The following is a 2,820-nucleotide window of genomic DNA, read 5'->3' as shown; positions in this document are numbered from 1 at the left end:
CAACGGAGCTTTGATGGCGGAACTGGCGGGACTAGCGTCCATTTTGCTCTTGTTTCCGTCCCTTACCCTCTGGTGGATGCTGCTTACCGTTGCCGGGGTACTGCTGGCAGCAGCACTGCTGCTCTGCCTCCTTTTCTGGCGGTGTCCTCACTGTCACAGGCTGCTGGGGTTCCGCTTTGACGCCCAGCGCCTCTGCCTCCATTGCGGTGGACGGCTGGACGAGGACGCCCTCGTTTTCCTCCCTAAACGCCGATAAACCGGGACCTCTATACAAAACAACAACGCCGGGCGCTTCTGCGCCCGGCTCGTTTTGTTTTATCAGCCGAAGGTCACGCACCAGTAGGTGGCGCCGCCTTCCTCAAACTCGCAGGCAATGCCGCATATGGTATAGCTTGGGTCGGTCATCGCCGCATAATGTCCCGGACTGGCCGCCCAGGCATCCACCACCGACTGGGCGGAATTATAATTCTGGGCGATGATTTCCGGTGTCTGGTAACCATCATGGCTCATAACGCCCGAACGGACCATATCGAGAGTTCTTGTATATGCAATTTGAGATAAACCGGCGTCTATAGACAACGGCGCCACACCAACCGCCGCCCGATACGCATTGATATTATTGAGTGTTGCCCAATAAGCATCATCGGTGGAATCGATATGCCACCACTCCATGGTTCCTGCCGCCAAGTTGAACGGAATTGCACCATAATCTGTGCTGACGGGTGCCGAACTGTCAGCACTTGCTCCAGAGGAATCGCTGCCGGAGGAGGACGAACCGGCAGAAGTCTTATCGCTGACAGTCACTTCACAAATAGCCTCCATGCCTCCCAGGTTTGCTGTCACCGTTGCTTCCCCCTCGGCTACTGCGGTCACCGTGCCTTCTTCGTCCACTGTGGCAACGCTCTCATCCGAAGAAGTCCACACCGCTGCGGAGACATCCACTTCCTCCGGTTCCGCGTACAGGGTCAATGTTACGTCGTCCGCGGTGCCCAGGGTGACGGCATCCTCCGAAAGATACAGCGCTTCCACCGCAGGGGTCACCACCACATGGCAGCTGGACGTCAGGCCGTTACCCGCAATTTCGGCGGTCACATCCGCTTCACCCGCGGCAACCGGCGTCACGTTGCCCGCCGCGTCCACCGCGGCAACGCTTTCGTCCGAAGAAGCGTAGGTGATCGTATAGTCGGTGGCGTCCGCAGGTTCCACCGTGGCCGCCAAAGACTGGCCGTCGCCGCCCTCGGTCAGGGTCAGGGTTTCGGGCAGCGTCAGGCCCGTGGGGCTGACCACCACTTTGATGACACCGTTGGCCGAAAGTTTGCCGTCCTCACTGGACAGGGCCACCTCCGCCGTACCGGTGCCCACCGCCGCCAGGTTGCCGTCGGCATCCACCATCACCACGGCGGGGTCGCTGGAGGACCAGGCCAGCCCCAGCTTGTCCGCCAGCTCCTCCGCCCGGGCCTGTTCCGGTGTTGCGCCGCTGTAGACATATTCTGGTGTTGCCACACCGGTACTGCCGCGCTCCATGGTCTGGGGTACCCCCAGCGTGATGCCGGTAATGCTGGTACCGCAGCCTGTAAGCAGCAGCGCCGCCGTCAGGCTCAGTGCTGTAAGTTTTGCATGTAGTTTCATGTTTTTTTCTTCCTTATTCCATTTTTGCAGGTACGGTTTTCCCGTTTATTCTATTTTTATTGTACTACCTGAAAAAAATCCTGGCAACCTTTTTATGGGCTGTGCAGCTGTGATATACTGGGGGTATCTTCCCCGCGGATTTTCTGCCGGGCTTTTTGGGAGGTATACCATGCGATTTGCTCCACGTTCTTTCACCGACCGGGCAGGCCGGGCCGTCCTGCTGCGCACCCCCGAACCTGCCGACGCCGCCGCTTTGCTGGACTGCCTGAAACGCACCAGCGGCGAAACTCCTTATCTGCTGCGGGACCCGGAAGAGATCACCCTGACCGTTGCCCAGGAAGAAGCCTTTTTGCAAAACATGCTGGATGACCCCCGCTGTGGGATGCTGGTGGCCGATCTGGACGGACAGATTCTGGGCAGCGCTTCCCTTTCCATGGCGGGGCCCTGCCGCAGAATGGCCCACCGCTGTGACCTTGCCATTGCCCTTTACCGGGACTTTTGGGGCCAGGGGCTGGGCCGTGCCATGATGCAGACCCTGCTGGACACAGCCCCCACCCTGGGCTACACCCAGGCTGAACTGCAGGTGGTTTGCGACAATCACACGGCCATTGGGCTATACAAGAAGCTGGGCTTTGCGGAATGCGGCCATCTGCCGGGATATCTGCGCTATCCGGATGGGCGCCTGGCCAACGCACTTTGGATGGTCAGACCGCTGTAATATGGCAGATAAACAAAAGAGTGCCCCCATAAAGGGGGCACTCTTTTGTTGGTGGGCCATCCTCTGTTGACCCGCGCCCTATCCGACAGTCCACTGGACTGTCGGATGCTCCGCTTTCGCGGCGCACGGGCTGTTCAAGTTTTTTGCCTGCGCGGCCATGCCGCGCAATCACGCGCAGCGTGATGCAAAAACCAACGCAACGCGTTGGTTCCGAAATACACGGCCGCGAACAGCGGCCATATACGAAGATACAATTTTTTCTTTACACCAAAAAAACTGCCCCCCGCATACGCGGGGGGTGTTTTTTATGGTGGGCCATCCAGGACTTGAACCCGGGACCAAGCGGTTATGAGCCGCCAGCTCTGACCAACTGAGCTAATGGCCCGCAGCACGTATTTGATATTATAGCACAAAAACCCTTGTTTGAAAAGGGTCTGTGGCATTTTTTCCCCCTTGGGGACATACCTTGTTCC

General features: G+C 58.5%; 3 protein-coding genes and 1 tRNA gene. 2 read left to right on the top strand and 2 right to left on the bottom strand.

The window, feature by feature from the left end; genetic code table 11:
- The coding region (locus H6B10_RS13835; protein WP_204652137.1) for a hypothetical protein at positions 1-256 on the top strand (256 nt) is incomplete at its 5' end.
- 62 nt (positions 257-318) lie between these two features.
- Here the strand turns inward: H6B10_RS13835 and H6B10_RS13830 are convergent.
- Positions 319-1,629, bottom strand: a complete 1,311-nt coding sequence (locus H6B10_RS13830) for an Ig-like domain-containing protein (protein ID WP_204652136.1) — start codon at positions 1,627-1,629, stop codon at positions 319-321.
- A 169-nt stretch (positions 1,630-1,798) separates the two neighbouring features.
- Between H6B10_RS13830 and H6B10_RS13825 the strand changes: the two genes are divergently transcribed.
- Positions 1,799-2,347, top strand: a complete 549-nt coding sequence (locus H6B10_RS13825) for a GNAT family N-acetyltransferase (protein ID WP_204652135.1) — start codon at positions 1,799-1,801, stop codon at positions 2,345-2,347.
- Between the two features lie 308 nt (positions 2,348-2,655).
- Here H6B10_RS13825 and H6B10_RS13820 read toward each other — a convergent pair.
- Positions 2,656-2,732, bottom strand: a tRNA-Ile gene (locus H6B10_RS13820).
- Between the last annotated feature and the right edge of the window lie 88 nt (positions 2,733-2,820).

Origin of the sequence: Gemmiger formicilis (genome assembly GCF_016901605.1) — a bacterium.
GTDB classification, from domain to species: domain Bacteria; phylum Bacillota; class Clostridia; order Oscillospirales; family Ruminococcaceae; genus Gemmiger; species Gemmiger formicilis_B.
This window is presented reverse-complemented; position numbering and strand designations above follow the sequence as displayed.

What these genes read in the sequence shown, in the direction of transcription:
- H6B10_RS13830 (WP_204652136.1), bottom strand. Translation starts at nt 1,629, where the DNA reads ATGAAACTACATGCAAAACTTACAGCACTGAGCCTGACGGCGGCGCTG.
- H6B10_RS13825 (WP_204652135.1), top strand. Translation starts at nt 1,799, where the DNA reads ATGCGATTTGCTCCACGTTCTTTCACCGACCGGGCAGGCCGGGCCGTC.